The sequence below is a fragment of the Anaerostipes sp. 494a genome, from assembly GCF_001940315.1.
Lineage (GTDB): Bacteria > Bacillota > Clostridia > Lachnospirales > Lachnospiraceae > Anaerostipes > Anaerostipes faecalis.
On the sequence record NZ_MJIF01000001.1, the window covers coordinates 1,102,728 to 1,129,686 of the forward strand.

The 26,959-nt window shown below is 37.3% G+C and carries 26 protein-coding genes; 1 reads left to right on the forward strand and 25 read right to left on the reverse strand.

Annotated features, from left to right (window positions below; all coding sequences use genetic code 11):
- Positions 1-109: 109 nt before the first annotated feature.
- The 17 genes from BHF70_RS05565 to BHF70_RS05640 form a co-directional block, all read right to left on the reverse strand.
- Complete coding sequence (locus BHF70_RS05565) at positions 110-1,186, reverse strand: C40 family peptidase (RefSeq protein WP_075759336.1); 1,077 nt, start codon at positions 1,184-1,186, stop codon at positions 110-112.
- Positions 1,187-1,390: 204 nt separating this feature from the next.
- Positions 1,391-2,668 carry an amidohydrolase family protein gene (locus BHF70_RS05570; protein WP_075759337.1) on the reverse strand — a complete coding sequence of 426 codons (1,278 nt, stop codon included), beginning with the start codon at positions 2,666-2,668 and terminating at the stop codon, positions 1,391-1,393.
- A 21-nt stretch (positions 2,669-2,689) separates the two neighbouring features.
- Positions 2,690-3,526 carry a purine-nucleoside phosphorylase gene (locus BHF70_RS05575; RefSeq protein ID WP_083638313.1) on the reverse strand — a complete coding sequence of 279 codons (837 nt, stop codon included), beginning with the start codon at positions 3,524-3,526 and terminating at the stop codon, positions 2,690-2,692.
- Between the two features lie 140 nt (positions 3,527-3,666).
- On the reverse strand, positions 3,667-4,023 hold the full coding sequence (gene rplT, locus BHF70_RS05580; RefSeq protein WP_075759339.1) for a 50S ribosomal protein L20: 357 nt from the start codon (positions 4,021-4,023) through the stop codon (positions 3,667-3,669).
- 28 nt (positions 4,024-4,051) lie between these two features.
- The gene (rpmI, locus tag BHF70_RS05585; RefSeq protein ID WP_008393260.1) at positions 4,052-4,249 is read right to left on the reverse strand and encodes a 50S ribosomal protein L35; all 198 of its coding nucleotides are present in this window, start codon (positions 4,247-4,249) and stop codon (positions 4,052-4,054) included.
- A gap of 54 nt (positions 4,250-4,303) precedes the next feature.
- On the reverse strand, positions 4,304-4,798 hold the full coding sequence (gene infC / locus BHF70_RS05590) for a translation initiation factor IF-3 (RefSeq protein WP_075759340.1): 495 nt from the start codon (positions 4,796-4,798) through the stop codon (positions 4,304-4,306).
- Between the two features lie 545 nt (positions 4,799-5,343).
- On the reverse strand, positions 5,344-5,502 hold the full coding sequence (locus BHF70_RS12630) for a hypothetical protein (RefSeq protein ID WP_230973727.1): 159 nt from the start codon (positions 5,500-5,502) through the stop codon (positions 5,344-5,346).
- On the reverse strand, positions 5,489-5,983 hold the full coding sequence (locus BHF70_RS12635; RefSeq protein ID WP_242946319.1) for a YveK family protein: 495 nt from the start codon (positions 5,981-5,983) through the stop codon (positions 5,489-5,491). The genes BHF70_RS12630 and BHF70_RS12635 overlap by 14 nt, the downstream gene beginning before the upstream one ends.
- Positions 5,984-6,054: 71 nt before the next feature.
- Positions 6,055-6,327, reverse strand: coding sequence for a Wzz/FepE/Etk N-terminal domain-containing protein (locus tag BHF70_RS12640; RefSeq protein ID WP_242946320.1), 273 nt, complete (start codon positions 6,325-6,327; stop codon positions 6,055-6,057).
- Positions 6,308-7,018, reverse strand: a complete 711-nt coding sequence (locus BHF70_RS05605) for a CpsB/CapC family capsule biosynthesis tyrosine phosphatase (protein ID WP_075759341.1) — start codon at positions 7,016-7,018, stop codon at positions 6,308-6,310. Before BHF70_RS05605 ends, BHF70_RS12640 begins: the two co-directional genes overlap by 20 nt.
- 193 nt (positions 7,019-7,211) lie before the next feature.
- Positions 7,212-8,807 (reverse strand): peptide chain release factor 3, encoded by a 1,596-nt coding sequence (locus BHF70_RS05610; RefSeq protein ID WP_075759342.1) that lies wholly within the window; start codon positions 8,805-8,807, stop codon positions 7,212-7,214.
- 97 nt (positions 8,808-8,904) lie between these two features.
- A complete protein-coding gene (locus tag BHF70_RS05615; protein WP_192846099.1) occupies positions 8,905-9,831 on the reverse strand; it encodes a sugar phosphate nucleotidyltransferase in 927 nt (308 codons plus the stop codon).
- A 422-nt stretch (positions 9,832-10,253) separates the two neighbouring features.
- Positions 10,254-11,678 (reverse strand): sugar transferase, encoded by a 1,425-nt coding sequence (locus BHF70_RS05620; protein ID WP_075759343.1) that lies wholly within the window; start codon positions 11,676-11,678, stop codon positions 10,254-10,256.
- A 143-nt stretch (positions 11,679-11,821) separates the two neighbouring features.
- Entirely contained in the window at positions 11,822-12,856 is a 1,035-nt protein-coding gene (locus BHF70_RS05625) for an LCP family protein (RefSeq protein WP_075759344.1), read from the reverse strand.
- A gap of 370 nt (positions 12,857-13,226) precedes the next feature.
- Complete coding sequence (locus BHF70_RS05630) at positions 13,227-14,066, reverse strand: HAD family hydrolase (protein ID WP_083638314.1); 840 nt, start codon at positions 14,064-14,066, stop codon at positions 13,227-13,229.
- Between the two features lie 13 nt (positions 14,067-14,079).
- The gene (locus BHF70_RS05635) at positions 14,080-14,961 is read right to left on the reverse strand and encodes an aldose 1-epimerase family protein (RefSeq protein WP_075759345.1); all 882 of its coding nucleotides are present in this window, start codon (positions 14,959-14,961) and stop codon (positions 14,080-14,082) included.
- Positions 14,962-15,883: 922 nt separating this feature from the next.
- Positions 15,884-16,816 (reverse strand): Rpn family recombination-promoting nuclease/putative transposase, encoded by a 933-nt coding sequence (locus BHF70_RS05640; protein ID WP_075759346.1) that lies wholly within the window; start codon positions 16,814-16,816, stop codon positions 15,884-15,886.
- A gap of 366 nt (positions 16,817-17,182) precedes the next feature.
- Between BHF70_RS05640 and BHF70_RS05645 the strand changes: the two genes are divergently transcribed.
- Positions 17,183-18,100 (forward strand): TIGR01212 family radical SAM protein, encoded by a 918-nt coding sequence (locus BHF70_RS05645; protein WP_075759347.1) that lies wholly within the window; start codon positions 17,183-17,185, stop codon positions 18,098-18,100.
- Positions 18,101-18,111: 11 nt separating this feature from the next.
- Here the strand turns inward: BHF70_RS05645 and BHF70_RS05650 are convergent, their stop codons facing one another.
- From BHF70_RS05650 to BHF70_RS05685, 8 genes are all read right to left on the reverse strand, one after another.
- Positions 18,112-18,630, reverse strand: a complete 519-nt coding sequence (locus BHF70_RS05650; protein WP_083638319.1) for a phosphatase PAP2 family protein — start codon at positions 18,628-18,630, stop codon at positions 18,112-18,114.
- 130 nt (positions 18,631-18,760) lie between these two features.
- Positions 18,761-19,465 (reverse strand): HAD family hydrolase, encoded by a 705-nt coding sequence (locus BHF70_RS05655; protein WP_075759348.1) that lies wholly within the window; start codon positions 19,463-19,465, stop codon positions 18,761-18,763.
- Positions 19,466-20,263, reverse strand: a complete 798-nt coding sequence (locus BHF70_RS05660) for a Cof-type HAD-IIB family hydrolase (protein ID WP_075759349.1) — start codon at positions 20,261-20,263, stop codon at positions 19,466-19,468. It lies immediately after the preceding gene.
- 16 nt (positions 20,264-20,279) lie between these two features.
- Positions 20,280-21,719, reverse strand: coding sequence for an Asp-tRNA(Asn)/Glu-tRNA(Gln) amidotransferase subunit GatB (gene gatB / locus BHF70_RS05665; protein ID WP_075759350.1), 1,440 nt, complete (start codon positions 21,717-21,719; stop codon positions 20,280-20,282).
- Entirely contained in the window at positions 21,719-23,191 is a 1,473-nt protein-coding gene (gatA, locus tag BHF70_RS05670; RefSeq protein WP_075759351.1) for an Asp-tRNA(Asn)/Glu-tRNA(Gln) amidotransferase subunit GatA, read from the reverse strand. The genes gatB and gatA overlap by 1 nt, the downstream gene beginning before the upstream one ends.
- Before the next feature lie 9 nt (positions 23,192-23,200).
- Entirely contained in the window at positions 23,201-23,494 is a 294-nt protein-coding gene (gene gatC / locus BHF70_RS05675) for an Asp-tRNA(Asn)/Glu-tRNA(Gln) amidotransferase subunit GatC (protein WP_075759352.1), read from the reverse strand.
- A 181-nt stretch (positions 23,495-23,675) separates the two neighbouring features.
- Entirely contained in the window at positions 23,676-25,052 is a 1,377-nt protein-coding gene (locus BHF70_RS05680) for a glycoside hydrolase family 32 protein (protein WP_075759353.1), read from the reverse strand.
- Position 25,053: 1 nt separating this feature from the next.
- Positions 25,054-26,958, reverse strand: coding sequence for a PTS beta-glucoside transporter subunit IIBCA (locus BHF70_RS05685; RefSeq protein ID WP_075759354.1), 1,905 nt, complete (start codon positions 26,956-26,958; stop codon positions 25,054-25,056).
- Position 26,959: the final 1 nt, after the last annotated feature.

Here is a 26,959-nt window from a genome sequence, read left to right on the forward strand (position 1 = left end):
TTTTCTTCACCAATCTTTCATGTCTGTCTTACTTGTAAATTACTGATATATATTTTAATCCCCTTTCCATAGAAATGCAAAAAGGAATCTCTTTCGAGATTCCCCTTTTTTATTGAATAATTCTTCTTGCACAAACCGGAGTTCTGTAAAATGCGTTAGAAATTTTAATTCCACCTTTTGGATATGGTGCAGAATTGCTGGCATGAACAACCTGGCCGCCTCCAATATACATAGCTACATGATTGATTCCGCCTTTATCTCCATAGAATAATAAATCTCCAGCTCTTAAATTGCTGGTTGAAACTGCAACTCCTTCTGATGCCTGTGAGCTTGATGTACGACTGATGCTATAACCAAATTTAGCAAGTATCTGCTGTGTAAAACCAGAACAGTCAATTCCTCCTGTCAGACTGTTTCCTCCATAACGATATGGATTTCCAACAAACTGCTGCGCATAATTGGCAACCTTCTGTCCAATGGAAGATCCTGATACTGAAGATGCTGATACCGAAGATCCAGATGCTGAAGATTTGGAATCAGCTGCAGATGTACCTGTTGTACCGGATGTAGATGTTTGTGCTGCTGCCGCAGCCTTTGCTGCTTTCTCAGCCGCTATTTCCTTCATGGATTTTGCTTTTCCAAAAGAATATGTTACCTGTGCATAATCCTTGGAAATATATCCTGTTTTTCCATCTACTTTAATTTTAGCCCAATCCTCAGACTGCTTCTTTACACTATAAGTTTCATTTTCTGAAACCAGTCCGATTATTTTTGAATCAGTTGATGCTTTCTTTCGTACACGTAAAGTCTGTGTTGTTACTTTAGCAACTTTTTTCACATTTTCCTTTGCGTACTCTTTAATATCATCTCCATATACCAGATATTTATTATTTACATATCCGGTAACATTTCCTGATTTTACCTTTGTCCACTGGCTGCCTTTTTTAATTACATCGGCAATATTCCCTTTTTTCAGTTTGCCAATAATTTCTGCATCCAGACTTCCTTTTTTTCTTATATTCAATGTGGTATCAGAATTAATATCTGCCACAGCCTTCCCAGCATATTTGCTTTCGGATTGTTTCTGGCTTGTTTCTTTTTCTGCCGCAGTCGCCGGAGTGGTTGTAAGAACACTTCCTGCCAGTGCCACAACAGCCATGGACAATCTCATTTTCTTAATAATCATATGTTTCCTCCTAAGATGTTACAAAATTGTTAACTCGAACATGTATTGTATTATAACACTTTAAAAATGAATGTCAACAGTTTTCCAAGATTTTTATGTAATATTTTTGTAACAATTTTGTGGTATTTTGTAACATCTTGTCAGATAATGGTATTTTATGGAATATTCATCTGACAAAGAAGGAAAAGCAATAAATTTTCATCACTATCCCATGATTCTCCTAGAAATCTCATCAGCCTTTTTATAGATTTCATCGGGAGCAGTTCCAATATAATACTCCCCATTTTCATATAAAATTTTCCCTGCAACCATGGTCATTTCTACATTCTGTTTACTTCCGCTATATACAAGGTTCTTCTGGATATTATGCACCGGCTGCATATTTGGCTGGTTAAGATCAATCATAATCAGATCTGCCTGTTTTCCTTTAGCAAGAATATCACAATCTGTAAGATTCATTGCTTTGGCTCCTCCAACTGTAGCCATTTTTAGGACCTGTTTTGCATCCACAACAGAAGCATCCTCTTCTCTGTACTTTGCCAACGCTGTTACTAAAAACATTTCTCTGAACATATCCAGACAATTATTACTTGCCGGTCCGTCTGTTCCAATGGCAAGATTAATTCCTTTATCCAGCATTCTGGCAACAGGTGCAATTCCACTTGCCAGCTTCAGATTAGACGCCGGATTTGTCACAACCGTCATATTTCTTTTTTTAACAATTTCCAGATCTTCCTCTGTCATGTGAACACAATGATATAACCCTCCGCCATATTCAAACAGTCCCAGACTATCCATATAAGCTGTAGGTGTCATTCCGGTCTTTTTCAGGCATTGCTCAACCTCCGGCTGTCCTTCTGAATTATGTGTATAAACCGGTGCATGATATGCCTGTGCCAGTTTCGCTATTCCCTGAAGATTTTCTTTACAGTTGGTATATTCTGCATGAAATCCCAGTTCAAAATGCACCAGACTTTCCTTTTCCTGATACTTCCGGTACCACTGCTCCATTTCCTCCAGGGACTGGGTAAAATCATTTAACGCCCCTGTCATTACCGTTCTAAATCCACAGTCAATGGATGCCTGTGCTATGGTATCCGGTGTCAGATACATATCAAAATTTGCCGTAATGCCACTGGTCAGATACTCCATAATGGCAAGTTTTGATAAATGATAAATATCTTCCGGAGTCAATTTTGCCTCATAAGGAAAAACCTGCTCATTAAGCCATTGAAGCAAAGGCAGATCGTCCGCATGAGATCTTAAAAAAGTCATTGCAGAATGAGTATGAGCATTTTTAAATCCAGGCATGATAAGATTTCCTTTGGCATTAATCTGTCGATCCCATTGGTTTTGGGCTGCTTTTTCAGGAATCATATCCCCAATGTAAGATATTTTCCCGTCTCTAATCCACAATTCTCCATCAAAAACCGGCATTTCATCTTCCATAGTTAAAATTCTGGCATTATAGATTCGTATCATATTTTTCCCTTCTTTCCAATACTACAAAAGACCTGCACCAATTTTCTCTATTGATTTTGTTATCAGCCGTTTAAATTCTGGCGCTGCTTTATCTGCCATTTCCTGCACTTCCTTATGACTTAACGGCTGTCCACTGATTCCTGCCGCCTGATTGGAGATACAGGAGATTCCACAGATTTTCATTCCCATATGATTGGCTGCTATAGCCTCACACACTGTACTCATACCTACAGCATCCGCACCCATGGCACTGCACATACGAATTTCAGCTGGAGTCTCAAAATTAGGGCCTGTAAGCTGTATATAAACACCTTCTCGAAGAGGGATTCCCAGCTCCTTTGATACTTCTCTTAGAATATCCTGAAGCTGCTTATCATATACCTCACTCATATCCGGAAATCTTTCACCTAACCGGTCATCATTTGGTCCAATAAGAGGAGACGGCACAAAGCAGGATATGTGATCGGTAATCATCATAAAATCCCCGGCACGAAAATCCGGATGAATTCCTCCTGCCGCATTGGTCAAAAATAAAACCTGTGCTCCCATTTTTTTCATCAATCTAACAGGAAGTACCACATCATCCATGGAATATCCTTCGTAGTAATGAACTCTTCCCTGCATAACCACAACAGGCACATCTTCCACATAGCCAAAAACAAATCTTCCTTTATGCCCTGGTACCGTAGACACAGGAAACCCTTCAATTTCATGATAATCCACAGTATCCTCAATCTGAATAGTCTCCGCAAAATCACCCAGACCGGATCCTAAGATCAATGCAACTTTCGGCATAAAATCTGTCTTTTTACGAATACTGTCATAACATTGATTTAATTTCTCATATACCTGACTCATTATTATCTCCTTCCTGAAACCTTTTTGTTTCTTTTTATTATATCACAGCAGATCGTTTTTTATATCATAAGCAGGTTTCTATAAAACAAAAAACTGCCCACACAATCGTGGACAGTTTTTATCGTAAGCTTATAAAAATATTAAGCTAATTTTTCTTTTGCAACTTCTACTAATGCTGTAAATGCTGCTGGTTCGCTGATAGCCATTTCAGATAACATTTTTCTGTTGATATCTACACCAGCTAATTTTAATCCATGCATAAATTTGCTGTAAGAAAGTCCGTTCATTCTTGCTGCTGCGTTGATACGAGCAATCCATAACTGTCTGAACTGACGCTTTCTCTGTTTTCTACCTGCATAAGAACTTGTTAAAGCTCTCATTACAGACTGTTTAGCTACTCTATACTGTTTAGATCTGGCTCCTCTGTATCCTTTAGCCAGTTTTAATACTCTGTTATGTTTTTTCTTTGCGTTCATTCCGCCTTTAATTCTTGCCATTTCTTACGTTCCTCCTTAAACAATCGATCTACAGATATGGTAAAATCTTCTTCATATTCTTTTCGTTTGTTGCATCTGTCATTGCAGCTTTTCTTAAATTTCTCTTTCTCTTAGGAGATTTCTTTGTTAAGATATGGCTCTTATATGCCTTATTTCTTTTTAATTTTCCTGTTCCTGTCTTTTTAAATCTTTTTGCAGCTGCTCTACATGTCTTCATTTTTGGCATGGTGATTTCCTCCTTAAATCCTATTGTATCTACTCATATTCGAATATTGCTCCATTAGTTCTTTGGAGCTAAAAACATAGTCATGCTTCTTCCTTCAAATTTCGGCTTCTTATCGATTGTCGCGATATCTTCCAACTCTTTTGCAAAATCATCCAGAATTACTTTGCTGGAATTCACATGTGCAAGCTCTCTTCCTCTGAATCGAAGGGTAACTTTTACTCGTGCTCCTTTTGCAAGGAATTTTCTTGCATGATTAATCTTGGTATTCAAGTCGTTGGTGTCAATATTTGGTGACATACGAACTTCTTTGATATCGATGACTTTCTGTTTCTTCTTAGCCAGCTTTTCTTTACGAGTCTGTTCATATTTGTACTTACCATAATCAATAATCTTACAAACCGGTGGTTTTGCCTTTGGTGAAATCTTTACCAAATCAAGCCCTGCCTCGTCAGCTAACTTCTGTGCTTCCCTTGCGGACATAATCCCAAGCTGTTCGCCATCATTAGAGATCAGTCTTACTTCTTTATCTCTGATCTGTCCGTTAATCATTAAATCGCTAATAATCTACACCTCCATTAATAATTCGCTCTTAATAACTGAACAAAATCCTTTGTTTCACGAGAAATCCAATGAAACAAAAAAGTGGATAGTTACAAGACTATCCACATAAATTCAAGCATGATCAAAACATATCATATTCTTAAATATTAACCCAAGTCACTGTAATCCTTCGTGCTAAGGTGAGAGTGGATACTCTTCTTTCTTGTTATAATTGCTCCACGCAACTTCTGATATCATATCATACTGATACCATAAATGTCAATGGTTTTATTTTGATTTACTCTTATGTTTCTTTTTCTTTGTATCATCCCCATAGTAACCATATTCATAGTTACCATAAGAACTAACGCGATCATCAACTTTATTTAGCACTGCGCCAAGAATATTCACATTGCCTTTCTTCAACTGTTTGATGACATCCTGAACAAGTTTACGCTTAATGACTCCCTGCTCAATAACAACAATTGCACCATCCGTGCATTGACCAATGATAACCGCATCAATTACCAGCCCCAGTGGTGGTGCATCTACGATTACATAATCAAACTCTTCCCTTCATTAGGTACACTACTGGTTACCGTAATTGACTTGATTCCATCTCCACAGAATGCAATATTTGTTTTTAACTGATTTAATCCTTCTGCCATTCGATAATCACTGATATCAGGCAGCTGCATCTTAATTTTTTTCATGACCCTTACCTTGCCTTCCTAACTTTTTTGTTCTTTTTTTCTCCCCTTTTGCCAATGGCAATTTAGCAAGAGTATTAATTCCCAGATATTTTTCAATATCTTCTTCTTTTCGGATGGTATCATTCATCATATGACGAACAATAATAACTGCTGATGCCAGAATAAATCCAAGCAATGCACCAATGATGACATTCTTCAACAGATTCGGACTATCCGGCTCATCTGCCAGATATGCATTCTCAATAATCGTAGGCGCTTTCACATCCATTTTTCTGGATACTGTCTTTGCAGTAACTTCTGCCAGTTCCTGTGTCATCTCTTTTGCCTTTTCAGAATCTTCATCACTTACAGAAATCTGCATAATACGTGTGTCTGCAGGATTTTCAATGGAAATCTTCTCTTTCAGTTCTTTATAATCCAGATCCAGTTTAAGATTAGAGATTACCTTTTCCAGTACAGGTCTTGATTCAACAATGACCATGTAGTCCTTCCACCTGCTTTCTTAATAAAAATACCGCAGGTGAGTCTTGATTCAACAATGACCATGTAGTCCTAAGTCAGCTGATTTCCCATGGTGAGATCGGATAACTGTGACAATCCTGATTTAGACACTACATATAATTGTGCTGTAGAAGAATACTTTGGTGTAATGAGGAATTTTGTAATTTCACCAATAATTCCCGCAAACACTACTGTTGTCAGCAGAATCACCAGAATTTTTTGTTTTAATACAAAAAACAATTCCTTTAAATCAATCTCGATTTCATCATTCTCATTTTCCAGTTCATATATAAATTTTTTCTCCTTAAATATATTTATCCCCAACTACTTTGTCAGCATGATTCTCAAATTCGCATTCTCCAAACTTCTTACGGATAATACCAAGTCCTTTTTCCATATCAGGACAACGTTTCCCCATATCATGACAATCACTGCCTACAAAGCAGACAAGTTGTTCTTTTAAAAGCTTCTTACAAAAAGAAGCTCTTTTATCCAGAAGCCCGCCTAAAAAGCTTCCTGTATTTACCTGAAGATAAGCTCCCGTCTTCACCAATTCCTCAGCCCTGTCCATATGTCCAAAAATAGCTTCATATCTTTCCACATGAGCTATGATCGGTAAAAAGCCTGCATATACCATATCCTGTACAGCCTTGAAAATCCTTGAATAAGAATCTCCAACTCCAAATTCCGTCAGGACATATCTGGTACCAGCCATAGTCAAAGCTTTTCCATCTTTCAGATCCTGTATAGTATCTTTCTGATAATATAATTCACTACCCAGATACAGCTTCATATCCGGATAATATTTCTTTGTTTCTTCTTCTATCTCACGAAACCGTTCCTCAAGGACCTTACGATCCGGACGGCCAAACTTAGGTCCGTAATGAGGGGTTAAAATAATCCTTCGAACACCCTGATCCCATTCTTCACCTATTAATTTCATAGAATCACCTAAACACTCTGCCCCATCATCTACGCCATATAAAATATGTGTATGTATATCTGTGATTCCCATACTCTTCACCTAATACCTTTCTTTATGCAAAATGATCAATGTGAAGATCTATTTCTCTTCATTATATCCTTTAATTAAGTATTTTTTGTTTCTGCTTTAAGATACCATATTTCTCAGTATACTACAAGCATTGTACAATAAAATAAACATTCCTTTTACAAACAAAAGGCACCCTAAACAGGATGCCTCTACATTACTCTTTACTGAATTCCACAAGTTCCAATCCTTCGTTACGATCAAGAACAAACTGAATTCCCCATTCATTCTTAAACAGCAGCAATGGATTGCCTCTCATATCTTTCACTTTCTTAACTTCCGCTACTCCACGAAGCTTACTCATGTCTGTATTACGATCTTTAATCCAGCGAATTGCCTGATATGGAAGTGGCTCTAAACGAATTTCACAATTATATTCATTTTCCAGACGGTATTTCAGTACATCAAACTGCAGTGTACCAACAACACCTACAATAATTTCAGCAAATCCTGCTTCATGTTCCTGGAAAATCTGAATAGCACCTTCCTGTGCAATCTGTTCCACACCTTTTACAAACTGTTTACGTTTCATGGAATCCAGCTGAATTACACGGGCAAAATGCTCTGGTGCAAAGGTTGGAATTCCTTCATACTCAAAATCATCTTTTGGCAGACATACAGTATCTCCAATAGAAAAGATTCCCGGGTCAAACACCCCAATGATATCACCTGCATAAGCTTCCTCAACGATCTTACGCTCCTGAGCCATAATCTGCTGAGGCTGGGAAAGACGCATTTTCTTTCCTGTCTGAACATGTTTCACTTCCATGTTGGCTTCAAACTTTCCAGAACAGATTCTCATAAAAGCAATTCTGTCTCGATGATTCTTATTCATATTTGCCTGAATCTTAAATACAAAGGCTGAAAAACCATTCTGAGCCGGGTCTACCAATTCTCCTTTTGACAAACGAGGTAATGGTGTATTAGTCATCTTTAAGAAATGCTCCAAAAACGGCTCTACACCAAAGTTGGTTAAAGCAGAACCGAAAAATACCGGTGACAATTCTCCTCTGTGAACTTTTTCCATATCAAGTTCAGCTGCTGCCCCATCCAGCAATTCGATTTCATCCATTAAAGTATCATAGAAATCTTCTCCAATGAGCTCTTTTGCCTGATCATCATTGGCAGAAATAATAGTTTCTTTTGCCTCTTTGGCTCCACCTGTGGAAACCGCTTCAAAACGAAGAATATTTTCAGATGCTCTTTCATATACACCCTTAAACTCTTTTCCACAGCCGATCGGCCAGTTAATCGGACATGTTTCAATTCCAAGGACTTTTTCGATATCATCCAGCAAATCAAAAGAATCCTTGGCTTCACGGTCCATCTTATTGATAAATGTAAAAATCGGGATATGACGCATGACACAGACTTTAAATAATTTAATAGTCTGAGGTTCTACACCTTTGGAAGCATCAATAACCATGACCGCACAGTCAGCAGCCATCAGTGTACGATAGGTATCCTCTGAAAAGTCCTCATGTCCCGGTGTATCCAGAATATTGATACATTTTCCTTCATATTCAAACTGTAACACAGATGAAGTAACGGAAATACCTCTTTCCTTTTCAATTTCCATCCAGTCAGAAACTGCATGCTTAGAGTTTGCCTTTCCTTTTACAGAACCAGCCGTATTAATAGCTCCTCCATACAGGAGAAATTTCTCAGTTAATGTTGTTTTACCAGCATCGGGATGGGAGATAATCGCAAATGTACGTCTCCGTCCGATTTCCTGCTCTATATTATTCGCCATGATAGTATCCTCTTCCTATTTTAATTCAAAAATGCACACATCATTGTATTATAGCACAGATTATCATCGTTGAATATTGGAATTTCACGTTTTTATTTTAAATCACTGAAAGTTCTTCCTTGTAAACGCCCTGTTCAATCAGCTTCTTAAAGCTCTGTACAACGGCTTCCTTATCTTCTTTATATGTAACCCCAAACCATTTATCTGCTGTCTCCAGCACCTTTACAGAAACTTTATTTTCACGGAGCAGTTGCCCAATAATAATCGGCAGGAGATATTCTGCTTTTAATGGGTTTTCCGGCTGATCTTTTTTAAAAAATTCTACAAAACCTTTTTCCAGTACAGGAAGGAATTCCGGTGTCAGTCCCCACATATTCATGGAAACATAAGAATCCGCATCAATCTCTACTCCATTGACTGCTGCACCATTAGCAGTTTTTTCAATATCACTGGTTTCAATGACATCGGTAAGAGATCCATCTTCACCTACTGTGCAAATACCTCTTGTCACACCACCGTTATCACTTAATGTATTTTTCAAAATGAAACCGGCCATACAAAACTCTGTTGATTTTTCCGGATCATACTGTGTAAGAAATTCATGGATCTTTGTAAATGCTTCTTTTCCATAATAATCATCTGCATTGATAACCATAAATGGTTCATGAATCAATTCCTTTGCTGCTAAAACAGCCTGTCCTGTTCCCCATGGTTTCTTACGATCTGCAGGAACTGTAACTTCTTCTGGAACATCATTGAGATCCTGAAATGCATATCCTACTTCAACACCAAGCTTCTCACAAAGTGCTTCCATGCGGTTTCCAATCATCTCCTGGAAATCAGCCTCAATATCCTTACGGATAATAAAAACTATCTTATTGAAACCAGCTTCAATAGCATCATGAATAGAATAATCCATAATAATCTCATTATGTAAGCCAACCGGCTCCAACTGTTTGATTCCACCACCGAAACGAGAACCGATTCCGGCAGCCATGATTAATAATGTTGTTCTCTTTATCATAATATTAACCTCTTCTCTCAATTTTCCCTTAATAAATTCTATCAAACCACCTGTCAGACTTTTCTCATCATTAATAAATTAATTTGTATTGTAATATTCTTTGGATATCAATGTTTATAACATAAACATCTAGTCACTATAAAATATAACCTTTTTATCTTTAGCCATTTTGAATGAATTTTTACTATATTGTCTGTATTCTGGAACTTCTTTTTCCAAACTCCTCATTTTTAATTCCCATTGACACCTTTTAAAAAGTATTCAAAATATATATGATGTAATTGTCTCCTTCTCCAAATTTCTTATCAGATATTTTCAAGGATTATTCCATTATTTTTGATTCATCATCAATCCTTGAAAACATTTATATATCTTCTCATAATCAAATAGTATAATAGATTCTAATTTATGTAATTTTCTTTTTACCTTGCTCCACTCTCATTACTTAACACCACTTGTACCGTCTTAAACAATATCTCAATATCTCTCTTTAAACTCCAGTTATCTATGTAATCTACATCCATATTTACGATTTCTTCAAAATCTGTAATATCACTGCGTCCGCTAACCTGCCATACTCCGGTCAGTCCCGGTGTCATACTGAGACGTTTTTTATGATATCCGTCATATTGCTCAAACTCGTCCACTGTTGGCGGTCTGGTTCCCACCAGACTCATATCTCCTTTTAACACATTCCAGAACTGAGGCAGCTCATCAATACTGGTCTTTCGAATAAATTTACCGATTTTCGTAATTCTCGGATCATCTTTCATCTTAAACATAAGACCATTCATCTCATTCTGCTTCATCAGTTCCTTTTTCCGCTCTTCTGCATCCACATACATAGACCGGAATTTATAGATCTTGAAAATTCTTCCATTCCTTCCCACACGTTTCTGTGAAAAGAAGATTGGTCCAGGAGACTCCAGTTTAATCAATGGTCCTACAATCAACGTCGCAATACCTGTAATAAACAGACCTACCAGGCCTCCCAAGATATCCAGTACTCTTTTGGCAATCAGCATTCTCAAAGACATTTCTTTTCCTGTGAAAGTCACTGCATAATATCCTCCGACTTTATCCAAAGCCTTGGAAATATTAATATTCATATCAAACAGGTCAATGTTCATATTGACCTTGATTCCCATATCCTCAACATTTTGAATTATCATATCCATTGGAGATATTTCTGATGTTGGAACGTGGATAAATACTTCATCCAACACAGATCTCGTTACATACAGATACATGGTACGATAATCTGCCACAACAGGGATTCCCAGCACATACTCTCCTATCATATTTTTGTCTGTAATAATAACACCTGTAACCCAGATATCCCATGCCTTCTCTTCAATTACCCTCTGAACCACTTTTTCTGCCCTGTCTGCTGTCGTGATAATCAGCATTTTTCTTGCCATACTGGTGTTCTTTCTATTCTTCAAAACATATTTGCGATAACCACGATGTACAATCAGCATCCAAAAGAAACTAAACGCCAGAGTTGTCAGATAAATAAATCTGGAATAATCATCTGCATCTTTCATTAAGTAAGCAATGGTTGCCACAAATGTTCCTGCCAGTAAGTTGGTTTTCACATTGCAGATCAGCTCTTCTTTCAATGTCCGTTTAAAAAAATCCAGATTCGGATAAAACAATATATAAATCAAAGCCAATCCAAATACCATAATAAGCCAGCGATGATAGATATTTACATCAAACACCCAATACTGATGTACTTTAAAAGAAAGTCTTATATAAGTCATCAGAAAATATCCTATGGTTATTCCCATCATATCTCCGGCAAATATGATTAAATTCTGAAGTTGTGAACGCTTTAAACCCATTTTAATCCCCTTTTTCCATACTGCCTCTTACAATCATTTGTATAATTACTATCATATTGTTTTTATACTGCAGATTCTAACATTGTTTTCCATTTTTTTCACGTTCTTTTTCTCACACAATATATTAAATATATATCTTCAATTTATTCTAATTCTTCATTTGGTGTAGAGGCTACCTGACTGATTCGATCACTGATTTCCTGTACCTGAGAAGAAGGTTTATAATCTTTATCGTTAAATAAGTATTTGTGCAGTTCTTTTACATTGCTTTCCAAAGTAACCGGAACTCCATACCATACTCCGCCGATTTTTCCTCCCCACAATTTTGTTGGGAATCCCTTGCTCTCTTTCATATTATATTTTGCCAGGTAAGCCAGAATATCCGTAACTTCACCTGATGAGTAATTTGTACTGATCTTATCCATCATGGTATTGACAATATCAATCAATTTCATAGGATCCTTCTGCTTCGCTGTTTCAAACACCTTCATCAGTACTGTACGCTGACGTTCTGCACGTTTATAATCTCCTCCGGCAGTATATCGGATTCTGGAATAGGCAACCGCCTGGGTTCCATCTACCTTCTGGGTTCCTGCTTCTGTGATATGTGGAGAATCCGTCTTATCAACTTTATTGATCTCATCTATATAACCGTTAATATATTTCACCTCGGAATCAGTAATATCCAGCTGGATCCCTCCAAGGTCATCAATCACTTCCGCTACATTTCCAAAATTTACTGTAATATATTTATCGATATTTAAATCAAAATTGCGGTTTAATGTATCCATTGCCAGTTCCGGTCCGCCAAAAGAATGAGCATGGGTAATCTTATCCAGTCCATGTCCTTTAATATCCACATAGCAGTCACGAAATACAGATGCCACTTTAATTTCCTTAGTCTCATGATTTACATTTGCAATCATCAGAGAATCAGATCGTGTCCCCTTTCCCAGCTGTTTTGATCTGGAATCCACTCCAAAAATTGCAAAAGTCTCTGTCCCTTCTGTTAATTCCTCATGTGCTTCTGTTGTCATCTCACTTTTTAACTGCTCTTCTTTCATCTCTGCAGCTTTGTCATCTTTTGTAAAGAAAAGAACCTTAACGATAACGATACAGAGAACAGCAATAAGAGCAATCAAAATTCCATTTATAACTTTCTTTCTCTTCGAATTCATATTCTAATCCCCCTTGTATATTTTGTTGCTATTATCCGCTATTTTACTATTTTTACGAAAAAAAATTCTACTATGTACTAAATAAAAATCAATTTACATAGTTTTTACATAAATAAGAATATATTCTTAAATTCAACAATATTCTTTATAAATTAACAAAAAAATAAAGCGGACAAGTCCGCTATCAACTTCCTATGCAACAAAAAAAGAACCGCTTCGCAGCTGTTGGATACGAAACGATTCTTCCATGAAAAGAGAGGATTAAAAAAATTATATGAAAAATTATATTTTTAGTATATCAGAATCCTCCCCTGATACAATATATTGCCTATAAACAATTCTAAAGTAATTATAAACTGTTCTTAAAAAACTAAAAATTCTTGTGAAAGTCTTCAAAAATGAACTTAGGCACACCATCATTCTCACAGCTTTCCAAAATACCGTCTGCATATTCCATGATCTCTGGAAGAGCATTGGCTGGAACATAGCTTCGATCTGCTGCCTGGAGCATTTCCAGATCGTTATAATTGTCCCCAAAAGCAACTATTTCGTCCACATCTAACTGATCTGCCAGCATTTTAATCGTAGACGCTTTGGAAACACTGGAATTAAATACGTCAAGAAAATAATCATCTGCATATACATTTTTATTTAAAACACCATATATGTTTTCAGCAGTAGAGTTAATACGTGCCTGCACCCTCTTGACTTTTTCTTCCAATCCAAAAACTACACAATAAAAAGGTGTATATTGAGAATCAGGTGCAGAAAACTGTGGCATGTCTATGATACGTCCCTCATATCTGGAACGGCGTTTATTAAAATATGCCTGATCTTCCGGAGTATAAAGAGGATTATGGAACATGCAGATTTCCTCATTGTTTAACGCATACATATACCCGGTACATTTTTCTTCCCTTAGAATCTGCCCCATAATATCAATATCAGAGGCAGCAAGCTCTGCCACATAAGTATAATGCCTTGTCTGCCAGTTATACATGGCAACACCATTATTTAAAATAATAGGAATCTGGAAATTCAGATCTTTAATTCGCGGTGTGGCTGATGTAAGATTTCTTGCTGTCGCAATACTGATGATTGCTCCTTCATGGATTAACTGATTGATAGTATCCACAGCAAAAGGTGATAAGAATTCATTACTGCCAAGCAACGTTCCATCCAGATCCGATATATATAATGTTTTTTTCATCAGTAACTTCCTTTTATAAAATATCAATTGTAAAACTTAAAGCTTCATCTGCTTCAGGCTCTAATGTACGAATTCCACGTTTATGTTCAAAAATATCATCTTCATCTGTACATGTGGATGTTCCGCTCCATGGTTCAATGGCTACAAATGGACCATCATTGGCACTGGACCATACCCCGAGATAATCAAAATCTGGGAAGGTAACACAGATTCCTTTGTTCTGATCTTTGTGCTTTAAAGAAGCTTTTCTGGATTTTAACTGATCAAAAATCAATGCATCCTCATAGAATAATGAATGCTTTACAGGAAGTAGTGCAGAATCCTCCAGTACTGTTACACGATTACCATTATCAATCAATGCATCCTCATTTAATTTGGCACAGTGAGCTGTCTCCGGATATTCAAATTCCACAACATAGTCTTCAAAAGATTCTCCCTCTGAGATTGGACAATTAAAAGCAGGATGACCGCCAACACAGTATGGCATCACAACAGAATCGTGATTGATTACTTTATGAGTAATTTTCACACCGGAACCTTCCAGCTCATAAATCATCTGTAATTCAAAGTCAAAAGGATACTGCTCCTTAGTTTCCTCATCTGCCCTTAAAGAAAAGACAGCCTTTGTATCTGTACTGGAAAGTAAAGCGAATTCTTTTTTTCTTGCTATTCCATGTCGTCCAAAAGAACAGGTCTTATCTCCGGAAACAGTTGCCTTCCCGTTTCTTAAACACCCAATAATCGGAAATAAAACCGGTGCCTGTCCGCTCCAGTAATCAGGGTTACCCTGCCATAAATATTCAGTACCGGCAGAATCCTTTATGGAAATTATTTCTGCACCTAAAGACTTTAGGGTTACAGTTATAGACTGATTTGTCAGCTGAATTGTACTCATATATTTCCTCCATTCTTGAACCTCTCATCATTCAAATGACGAGAATTTTTTAAACAGGCTTCTGATAAAGCCTTATTTACCAGGCTACTTCCGTTATACCAACGGTTAGTGTTCATTAGTTCTAAGCCGCTGAAAGCCATTATCACTGGCTGACCTTTGATATAAGATAATAGATGTATTTATTATAACATGTCACAAAAGAAAAATCATCGTACCCATACAGTAAAAATCATCGTACCCGTTCCGAATCACAGTAAAAATCATCGTACCCGTTCCGAAACGCTTCCCTCGCTTTGCTCAGTCCAGATGTTTCGTCAGGGTAAGATGATTTTTGTAGAACAAGAAACCTGTAGTGTATTGGATTTCTTCTTCGGATTATTTTAAGATGACTTTTTGTAGAGTGAGAAATCGGTTGTGTATCGGGTTTCTCCTTCGGATTATTTTAAAATGACTTTTTTGTAGAACAAGAAATCGGTTGTGTATTGGATTTCTCCTTCAATTTTTTTAGATGATTTTGTAGAGGAGAAACCGATTGTGTGTCGGATTACTCTATGTTTCTTTCGAATTCTTCTATGGAACTTGAACGGGCAGCGGTAAATAGCCATTGTTTTAGTTTGTTTTGGTCTGTTTCTTTCATGATGTAAAATCATCGTACCCATTCCGAAACGCTTCCCTCGCTTTGCTCAGTCCAGATGTTTCATCAGGGTAAGCTGATTTTTGTAGAGTGAGAAACCTGTAGTGTACTGGGTTTCTCCTTATTTTAAGATGATTTTTGTTGAATAAGAAACCTGTAGTGTATTGGATTTCTCCTTCAGATTATTTTAAAATGACTTTTTGTAGAATAAGAAACCGGTTGTATATTGGATTTCTCCTTCAATTTTTTTAGATGATTTTGTAGAGAAGAAATTGGTTGTGTATCGGATTACTGTATGTTTCTTTCAAATTCTTCTATGGAACTTGAACGGGCAGCGGTAAATAGCCATTGTTTTAGTTTCTTTTGGTCTGTTTCCTTCATGATGATACGATTTAGATATTCAGGTACCTGTCCGGTATCAGCCAGTAGTCCTAGTATATCATCACGTCTTCCTTCCAATTTGCCCTTTATGATTCCTATGGATTCTCCTTCAACCCTTCCTTCTATCCTTCCTTTTTCTTTGATCTTTTGTACAACTTCGCACATAGTTACTTTTCCTCCTTTTGGAAAATTGAGTTTTAAAAACTCCTGGTCTCCTGCAAATACTGCCATGAATTTCATCATGGCATCTACATGTTTGATCTCCTGTTGGTTTCCTTCATAGTCGATGCCTTTTTTGCGTTTTACAAAATAGTCTGCTACGATTCCAAAATCACTTTGGAACATCTTCACCTGTTCTTCTTCCAGAAATGATATCTCAAATATCCTGACCGGATAATCATTCCACTGGTTTTTTAATTGGTCGTTGGCACATATCCGTTCTTTTAGTGACCGGCTGTTTTTCCAGTGATGTCCTCCGAAATATAGTACCAGGGTACAGACCGGATATGGTGGCTCCTTATGTTCTGATAGGAGCTGTCCGCGGTAGGATGCTCCATCGTATCCCATGACCCTTAATGCGATATCGTTATCTGTGGTCGTCTGGTTTTCTATCCCCAGAAGTGCATGGCGGATTTGATCCCGGACCCAGAATTTTGCGATATCTCTTTCTTGTTCATGGATAATGGAATCGTCTGCTTTGTAATGGGATATCACATTGGCTTGTACCAGTTCTTCCGGTTTTATTACTTGCCTGCCGTTATAGAGCAGGACATTGATGATATCGGCAAAAACATCTTCATAATCCAGAAAAAGCTTTTCTATCTTGTCTTTTTCTCCCATTTGTTCCTCCTTTTGTTGTCTGGATATATCCAGGACATGAGAAAAAGAGGATGCCATGTATATATCCTGTTGGTATTTCTGAAAATCCGGCGGATCTGCCGTATGAAAAAAATAGATGTGATTTCAGAAAGTGTTATCAGATATATACAGTTTACAATATTTTACATTTTCGTTCAAGATATTTATATTAGTTTCTATATATTTTATATGATATCAATTTATTGGAATATATTCAATACTTTTGAGGATATTTTTGTGACAAATCCCACAAGTCCCATTGCGGTCATCGGATGCTTTGTGTTAACCTTATATTACTTTAGGAAAATCTTATCATTTACTTTTATGTTATATATTGAGGTTTGATTTATGAATTGGCATGGAAAACGGTACTATTCTTTTGATAGTTTTTTAAAAAATACCTTTGGTGAGAAAATTTATAAAGTTTCGCTGGATGGAGGTTTTACCTGTCCTAATCGGGATGGTACTCTTGGTACCAATGGCTGTATTTTCTGCAGCCAAGGCGGCTCCGGAGATTTTGCATCTGATGCCTCCCTGTCTGTCCATGAGCAGATTACACAGGGCATCTCTCTTTTGTCTAAAAAAGCTGAAATCTCTGGCTATATTGCTTATTTTCAGGCTTTTACCAACACCTATGGTCCTATTGATAAGCTTAGGAAGCTTTTTACAGAGGCCATTGATGATGAACGGATTGTTGCTCTTGCCATAGGCACACGTCCGGATTGTCTGCCTCCGAAGGTTCTTGATCTATTGGAGGAATTGAATCGGAAAAAACCGGTTTTTGTGGAACTTGGGCTTCAGACGATTCACGAAAAGACTGCCGATTTTATTCGAAGAGGATATCCTTTGTCCTGCTTTGAACAGGCTGTTTTTGATCTTGCAAAGCGAAAGATCCTTACTGTTGTGCATTTGATTCTTGGACTTCCTGGTGAAACAGATGATATGATGCTTGATTCCGTACGATACTTAAATAAATTACCGGTTCACGGTATTAAACTTTCCATGCTTCATGTACTGAAATATACGGATTTGGCAGATTTTTATAATAAAGAACCATTTCATATTTTTGAAATGGATGAATATGTACAACTTGTTTTAAAATGTATTGTAAATCTAAGAAAAGATATGGTCATTCACCGTCTCACCGGTGATGGTCCTAAAGACCTGCTGATTGCTCCCAAATGGAGCCTTCATAAAAGAAAAGTATTAAACGAAATCGCCCATCAGCTGAAAGTAAATAATCTGCATCAGGGCGACTTATTATAATATATTGTATTTTATAGCATAGATAACAGCCAGATGCTGAGAGTTGATAAGATAATTCCTGAGATTGCTCCACATAACACATCCGTCAGAAAATGTACGAAAAAATAAACTCTGGTAAATCCAATCAGTGCTGCCCATATCAATGCCAGGATTCCCACAGGCAGACAGATTACACACAAAGTAACTGCACATGCAAAAGCAACTGCGGTATGACCGGAAGGAAAAGATGATCCACATGGTCGCTTAATCAGCAATGGCACATGTTTGAATATATCACATGGACGTTTTCTCATAACCAGTGATTTTATAACCAGATTATTTACAATAGCTGTGATAATTAATACTTCCAGAAAAAGAATTCCGGAACTTCGTAAATGTGAAATCCCCAGCATACATAGTCCGATGAAAATCCAGATAGCTCCTGCATCTGCGGATTTTGTAATAAATAATAAAACTCTGTTTCGTAACGGTGTTTTGTGTTTTTGGATTCCCATAGATGTACGTATATCAAATTGAACCATTGTATTCATTGCAATCACTCTCCTTTTGTCATTATCATACCGTGTGATCTTTAAATCTATACAATGGTTCTGTTAAATTTCAAAAAAATCTTTTCAGTTTGTCTTTAGAACTGATTAATAGCAGCAAAAATAACCAGTTTTATTCTATTATTCCTTTGATTGTCTCAAGCAAATCTTCCTCTGTATTTACTTCAATATCAGGAACAATTTCCCCATCCGGCATAGGACGCCTTCTGTGATTAAACCATATCACATGCCATCCAGCTTTTTTTGCTCCAACCACATCTACCTCAAAAGTATCCCCGATAAACCATGTATCTTGTTCATCAAGCTTCATAGCTTTCTGGACAGCCTTAAATGCTCTTTCATCCGGCTTGGTATATCCAATACCATCTGATATAAACATAGTCTCTTCCTGAAACCATTGATTCAATCCAAGCTTTTTTATTTTTTTACCCTGGTTTGCAACAGTTCCATTGGTAAGAACTCCTGTAGTCACCTGATTTTTCACACAATAATCAAGTATCTTTGTGATCTTTTCCGGCACATGTATATGATCCTGATAATAACGATATCTCTCTTCAAACTGTTTTGCTTTCTGCTTTTCTACCTGAAGTCCTGCATCTGCATAGGTTTTGATAATTCTATAGGCAAATTCATCTTCCTTAGGCAGCTTTCCTTTTCTGACCATATAAAAAGCTTCATCACTATATATTCGGGAAGCTTTAAACAGTTCCTCACAATCTGCATCTGTATCCTTTTGAAAAATTTCTTTATGAGCATGTTCAAAGGGTTCCATCAGATCATACAATGTATCATCCACATCAAAAATAATATTACTCATTTAAATTAATCCTAATTTTTCCAAGGCCTGTGTTATTCCTTCTTCTTTTACAGTTCCTGTTACCATAGATGCCACTTCACCAACAGCATCACTATGACGACCCATTGCAATTCCTGTTCCAACTGCCTGCATCATTTCCACATCATTATCTGCATCTCCAAATGCATAGCTGTCTTTCTTATCAATACCCAGCTTATTGATCAGTTCTGTAACTGCATCTCCCTTTGTGACACCTTTTAATGTGATGTCAAAGAAATTCTCTCTTACATGTTTTGCACATTCAAAGTCATTAACAAATTCCTTTTTAAAGTCTTCAAACACATCCTGAGTCTTATAGTTCATTACCAGTTTTGTAATATGATGTTCTTTTTTTCTATATTTCCATGGAGCATACCATCTGTCCGGAAGATTGAATAGTCGACAGAAATAAGAAAAGAATTCTGCATCATTATGAAGATAATAAGTTACATCCTGTGTATCCATCTGAATAATCGTATCTCTTGGGAAATATTCATCAATTACTTTAAACAGCAATTCATCTGGAATAAATATATCACGGATGATTTCGCCTGCTACTTCTGTATAACTTCCATTACAGGTAATTGCACCCTGAAATTTATCAATATCAGCTTCCAGAAACCGTTTTGTACGTCCTGAACATAACATTGTTAAATATCCGTTTTCGTCAAGTTTCTTCAGGGATTCAACTGTTTTTGGAGTTGCTGTCTTAATTCTGTCTACTTCATCAACAGTTGTTCCATCATAATCAAAAAACACAACACCTTTATATTGTTTCATAATTCCTCTTTTCTTTTTAAATTGATGCTAATATCTCATTTAAAATTTTATTTACGATTCCAGGATCTGCTTTTCCTTGTGTTGCTTTCATTGTCTGTCCTACCAGGAATCCGATAGCTTTTTTCTTTCCTGCCTTATAATCTTCTACAGATTTTGGATTGTTTGCGACAATTTCTTCAATTGTCTTGCGAAGTGCACCTTCGTCATTCATGGATTTTAATCCATGTTCTTCTACATAGGCAGCCGGATCTATATTTTCTTTGAAAATCTTTTCAAAAACATCTTTTCCAACTTTTCGATTGATTTCACTCTTCTTGATCATTTCAATGAGTTTTGCAAGATTTTCCGGTGCAAATGCCACATCATCAATATCCATTTCTGATTCATTGACAAGACGCATTGTCTCACCCATTAACCAGTTGGAAACCTCTTTTGGATCTGATCCCAATGCAATGGTTGCTTCAAACAGATCCGCAAGATGTTTTGAACCTGTAATAATATCAATATCATAATCAGGAAGATCATACTCTTCTTTGTATCGAACTTTCTTTTCATCACGGAATTCAGGCTGCGCCGCTTTGATCTGTGCAATCCATTCATCACTGATTTCCACAGGAACCAGATCTGGATCTGGGAAATAACGATAATCCTGTGCATCTTCTTTGGAACGCATAGCATATGATGACCCTTTCGTATCATCCCATCGTCTGGTTTCCTGAACAACCTGCTCCCCGGATTCAATCAGATCAATCTGTCGGTTCATTTCCCCTTCAATGGCTCTGCTGATTGCCTTAAAGGAGTTTAAGTTCTTCATTTCCGTACGTGTTCCAAATTCCTCGGTACCGGCTTCACGAACAGAAAGGTTAACATCCGCTCTCATGGATCCTTCCTGGAGCTTACAGTCAGACGCACCAAGATACTGAATGATCAGACGTAATTTTTCAAGATAAGCGATAACCTCATCTGCACTGCGCATATCCGGTTCAGACACGATTTCGATCAATGGCACACCAGAACGGTTAAAGTCTACTAAAGAATCTCCTGTCCATGGATCATGAATCAGTTTTCCTGCATCTTCTTCCATATGGATTTCATGAATACGGACATCCTTTTTCACTCCATCCACTTCAATCTCAACTTTACCATTTCTGCAGATTGGAAGATATAACTGAGAAATCTGATAGTTCTGCGGATTATCAGGATAAAAATAGTTTTTACGGTCAAATTTACAATTCTGGGTAATATCACAGTTGGTAGCCAGTCCTACTGCTGTAGCATATTCTACAACCTGCTTGTTTAAAACCGGAAGTGAACCTGGCATTCCGGTACATACCGGACATGTATGGGTATTTGGTGCACCACCGAACTCTGTACTGCATCCACAGAAAATCTTTGTTTTTGTTGCTAATTCCACATGGACTTCCAGTCCAATGACTGTCTCATATTGTTTACTCATTATCTGGCACCTCCTTTTGCAATTGCCGGAGCCTCGTATTCTCTGGTCTGTTCAAATGCATAGGCTGCACGAATTACATTTTTCTCCTTAAAACAGTCTCCGATAATCTGAAGTCCGATTGGCATTCCATTACTGTCTTTTCCACATGGAAGAGACATTCCAGGAAGACCTGCCAGATTGACAGAAATTGTATAAATATCTCCTAAATACATCTTGATCGGATCACTTAAGCTGTCTCCAAGCTGTGGAGCAGTTGTTGGTGCTACCGGTCCTAAAATAACATCATATTTTGCAAAGGCCTTATCAAATTCTTTTTTGATCAAAGCTTTTGTTCTTAAGGCTTTCAGGTAATATGCATCGTAATATCCTGAGCTTAATACAAAGGATCCCAGCATAATACGGCGTTTTACTTCTGGTCCAAATCCTTCGGAACGGGTCTTTTTATACATATTATGAAGTCCTTCATAATCTTTGGCGCGATATCCGTATTTTACTCCGTCGAAACGTGAAAGGTTGGAACTTGCCTCTGCTGATGCAATAACATAGTAGGCCGGAATTGCATATTCTACCAGTCCAAGGTCAAATTCTTCAACAATGGCACCTTTTTCTTCTAATTTTTTAGCTGCTGCCAATACAGCATCTTTCACTTCAGGATCCAGTCCTTCTCCAAAATAGTCCTTTGGAATACCAATCTTCATTCCTTTTACATCGTCTACCAGTGCAGATGTAAAATCATATTCATCCAGTTTTACAGAAGTTGAGTCTTTTGGATCATGAGATGCAATAGCTTCCAGTAATGTAGCACAGTCTGTTACATCTTTCGCAATCGGTCCAATCTGATCCAGAGAAGAACCATATGCAATCAATCCATAACGGGAAACTGTTCCGTATGTTGGTTTCATTCCTGTAACACCACAATAGGAAGATGGCTGACGAATAGATCCACCTGTATCAGATCCAAGTGCCATAAAACATTCATTAGCTGCAACTGCGGCAGCAGATCCTCCTGAAGATCCACCAGGTACCTTATTTAGATCCCATGGATTCTTTGTTACACCATAAGCTGATGTCTCAGTAGTACTTCCCATGGCAAATTCATCCATATTTGTCTTTCCAAGGAATACCACACCTTCTTTGATCAGATTCTCTATAGCCTGTGCAGAGTAAGTCGGTACAAAATTTTCCAGGATTTTTGAACTACAGGTAGTCTTATAACCTTTTGTACAGATATTGTCTTTGATTGCCATAGGAACACCGGCTAACGGACCTGTATAGGTTCCATCGTCGATTCCTTTCTGAACTTCTTCGGCTCTTTTCAAAGCACTTTCTTCGTCGTATGAAACATAACCATGCACATCCGCATCCACGGTTTTGATCTGTTCCAGTACAGCCTTGGTTGCTTCTACAACCGTAATCTCTTTATCTTTAATCTTTTTGCCTAATTCCACGGCAGTTAAATCTAAAATACTCATTTCTGCCTCCTATACGATTGTCTTCGGTACAACAAAAGAATGATCCTGTTCTTCTGGTGCATTTGCTAAAGTATCTTCGCTTCCGTCTCCATTTGCCACCACATCTTCACGGAACACATTGTGTACCGGGAATACATGAGACATAGGTTCAACCCCGCTGGTATCTAATTCATTTAACTTATCTACATAATCAAGCATGCTTTCCATGTCTTTTTTTGCCTGTTCCTTTTCTTCACCGGATAACTCCAGCTTCGCAAGGATTCCAACATATTCGATTGTTGCATCATCAATATGGTTTGCCATGTTTTCTCCTCCTGATATTTTCTTATGGAATTAATGTTAACATAATTTTTGTATTTTTCAAACAATAACCCTATGGTTTAGAACTTTTTTCCCCATTATTATGAAAATGGTAGCATACTTTTTCTGTAAATGCAAACAAGGAAGCCACTTAGGCTTCCCTGCTTCTGAATAAAATTTAGGATTATTTCTTTAATACAATTTTGTTTTTTTCTGGAAAAGCCCGAAGGGTCATAACTTCTTCTCCTCCATTGATATATATTTCCAAAAACGTATTATCATAATATAGACTAAGACTTGAAATGGTGCCTTCTTTTGTCTGTAATCTGCGGACATATCCGTATTCTTCTGAAATCTTATGCAAAAGATTGGTTCTATCTGCTGTGATGTATCCATTCACAGGATCAATTTCGATAGTCAGGCAGTCTCCATCTTCTCCGATCTGTATGCCGGTACAGGATTCTTTTGTCAGATCCAGATGTAATTTCCATGTTTTTTCAGAAATCTCCCTGCTTTCGAACTGACTGGAAATTTCCTCCGGAATGGTCTGATATAGTTTCCCATTTTTTACAGATAAAATTCGAGGCATTGTCAATGCATGAATCCACATGTCTTCCTTTGCATATGGAAGATCCTGGACCCCACATCCAAACCATGCAAACATCATTGGCTGCTTATTCTCACCATAAAATGCCTGAGGTGCATAGAAATCAAATCCTTTATCGATTTCATCATAGCTTTCAACATGAAATTTCATATTTTCCAGATCAAGTTCCCCAATAAAATACAAACTGGAAAATTCATTATGATAACGGTCTCCTTCTGGCTCACGACCCATCAAGGACAAAAACAGAACATCTTTATCACCCACCTGAATATAAGAAGGGCATTCAAACATATATCCCATTTCCAGACCATCTACCGTTACATCTACTGTTCCCTGATACTCCCAGTGGAATAAATCTCCGCTTTTATAAAGAAGAAGTTTTGCTTCTCCGGAAATACTTCCTCCCCCAAGAAACATATAATAAGCACCATCTTTTTTAAATACAAACGGATCTCTGATTTCCCCGATTAAACCTTCTGGTTTTTCATCAATAATAGGATTTTTCTCATATTTATGTATGGATCCATCTTCTTCCATCCATGCCATTGCCTGTTTAGGTACTTTTCCCTGTTCAGTTTTATAATTGGCTGTATAAAAAAGATACAATCTGTTATCTGCCTCTATAGAGTTTCCGGAATAACATCCATTTTTCTCATATTCCTGATCGGGAATAAGTATTTCATCAGACCATTTCCACTCAGTAAGATTTTCTGAGGATACATGTGCCCAATGCTTCATTCCATGTTCAGGACCAAAAGGGAACCACTGATAAAAAACATGATATTTTCCTTTAAAATATGCAAGGCCATTAGGATCGTTCATGAGTCCGCATGGAGGGTGAATATGAAATTTCGGATGTCGGGGAGTTTTGCTGCAATACTCCATCAGCTGACCAATATATTCTTTATGCTCTTTTTTTAATGCTGTATATTTTTCAACTTTTAAAAATTCCATTTTATTCTCCAACAATGTCTTTTCCTGCTGTTACTTTGATTCCTGATTTAAAGTTCACCGGATTCCGGTTACCTTCATCTGTTTTTACAAATACAACGACCGGATTTAATCCTTTTGCTTCAATTTTTGCTTTATCAAAGGATAATAACTTATCTCCTGCCTTGACTTTGTCTCCAACCTTTACAAAACACTGAAATCCTTCTCCCTTCATGGATACTGTGTCAATTCCAACATGGATTAAATATGTCATGTTGTTTTTTAAACGAATTCCTACAGCATGATTGGATCCTTCCATTACAGTACAGATTTCACCATCTGCAGGTGCAACAACCATTTCACTTTCCGGAATAATTCCAACACCATCACCTAATACTTTTTCAGAAAATACCCCATCTTTTACATCTTCTACAGGAATCACTGTTCCATCAACCACTGCATTTACAGGAACTTTTACTGTTTCATCAATTTCAAAAGATTCTGCTTCGTCTTCCTCTTCTTCTTTTGGAACACCTTTTGTTTTATCATAAATAAGAATAAATACAATTGGAAGTACAAAAGCAATCAGGTTACCAATCACATAAAAGATTAATTTATCAGGAACAACCAGTAATAATCCAAGAACACCTGTTAATCCCTGCCCAATGGCACGAACACCTGCAAGTTTCATAAAGGCTCCACCGAATCCAGCTCCAAGACATGCACATACAAATGGAATCACTGAATATTTAAGGTTCACTGCGAAGATTGCCGGTTCAGAAATACCTACTAATGTAGGAACAAAACTTGATACTGCAATATCTCTGTCTTTTGAATGCTTTTTCGCAAGGAAATACATTCCCATGGCTCCTCCACCCTGTGCAATGATAGACACAGACCAGATTGCCTGAATATAGTTAAATCCTGTTGTAGCAATTAAGTTAGCTTCGATACCCTGAATTGCCTGATGAGTACCGGTTACTACTAACGGCTGAAGCATAGCTGCAAAGAAAAATGCTCCAAATGCACCTAAACGATTATAAAGAATATCAATTAAACCTGCCAGACCATTTCCGATGAGATTACCAACTGGTCCAAATACAGTGAACAATGCCACGTTGGCACAAAGAATAGTAATTGTTGGTACCAGAACAAATGAAACAACCTGTGGTACATGTTTCTGAGCGATTTTCTCTACTTTAGACATAAACCATGCAGTTAAGATTGCAGGGAAAACTCCACCCTGATATGCAACTTTTGCAATTGCCAGAGGCCCAAAATTCCAGTACTCTGCCTGAGATGGGTCCAATACAAAGGCATTACGATTCATAAGATTTGGATGAACCATAACGATACCAACTAAAATACCGAGAATTGGATTTCCGCCAAATCGTTTTACAGCACTGTACATTACCAGAATTGGGAGGTAATCAAAAGTTGTTGCAATAATAGCCAGGAAATCAGCAATATCAGCAATCAGTTTGCTCTGATCAACTAGGGCACCTTCTAAACCAAACATTCCTTCTGCTGTTAATAAAGCTTTTACACCAATAATAATCGCTGCTGCAACGAATGCAGGAATAATCGGAATAAAGATATCTGAGAAAACTTTGAATACCTGCTGTACTTTTCCCATTTTGCTGACACCTTCTGCTTTAGCATCAGACTGTGATAATTCTTTTGCACAGGTTAATTCAATAAATGCATCATACACATTGTTTACAGTTCCTGTACCAAAAATAATCATCAGCTGTCCACTGTTAAAGAGAACTCCTTTAACACCATCAATTTTTTCCAGTTTCTTTCTGTTGTATTTTGTTTCATCATTTAAGATCAAACGTAATCTTGTGACACAGTGGGTCGCACCTTTGATGTTTTCCACCCCACCGATCTGATCTACAACCTCTTGTGCAATCTTTTTGTAATCCACT